1 protein-coding gene is annotated in these 831 nt (G+C 33.9%); it reads left to right on the forward strand.

Annotation, left to right across the window (positions count from 1 at the left end; translation table 11 throughout):
- Positions 1 to 46: 46 nt before the first annotated feature.
- Positions 47 to 831 (forward strand): LamG domain-containing protein (locus BLX24_RS31975; RefSeq protein ID WP_177225994.1); only part of this gene is annotated, 785 nt, incomplete at its 3' end.

Here is an 831-nt window from a genome sequence, read left to right on the forward strand (position 1 = left end):
TATTTCTACAAATACATACGCGGTAGATCAACAAACATTATTTTCATTGAAAGCGATTACATCTAACAATACACATAATAATTTCTTTATTGACAGCAGTCCTAATAGCTTTTCAATTACTAAAAATGGACTAGTGACTCAAGGTAAGTTTGGGCCAGTATTAGGTAGCTCTTCCGCCTTCTTTAACGGAAGCGGAGGTTTATCATTACCTCACACTTCACAAACACAGACTAGCAGTGATTTTACTTGGGAAACCTGGTTTTATCCAACAGATCAAACAGTTGGAGATATTGCATTAATGACAAAAGGCTGGTCTTCAGGAAATGTAGGAGGTCCATTGATTTATCTTGATGCAAATTTTGTTTTAAGATTCTATGCAAATAATATAAACAATAATGGCAGTTGGAATACTTTTAATGGTATTATGATTGCAACTGTATCGCGCAATCAATGGCAACATGTTGCCATTTCAAGGCAAGGAGCTAATTTTTATATTTTCTTTAATGGACAATTAGTCAATACTTACTCTAGATCTGGTAATATTTTTTATAATACTAATACATCCCCACTTTGTATAGGGCAAGGCACTAATGGTTTAAATAGTTTCATTGGATACCTTTCAGGAACAAGAGTTTCTAATTCCGCTCGTTACATTTCAAACTTTACGCCTCTAATAAGTAACACCAGCGACGGTAATACTGTAGCCTTATTAAACTACACCAACAGTACTTTATTAGATGTTACAAGTAATAACAATATTGAAATGCTAGGAAATTCAGAGGTAAATTCGCTGAAAAAACCATTTGGTGAGTCTGTAATAATGTTAGACGG

Source organism: Arsenicibacter rosenii, from assembly GCF_001870735.1.
GTDB classification, from domain to species: Bacteria; Bacteroidota; Bacteroidia; order Cytophagales; family Spirosomataceae; genus Arsenicibacter; species Arsenicibacter rosenii.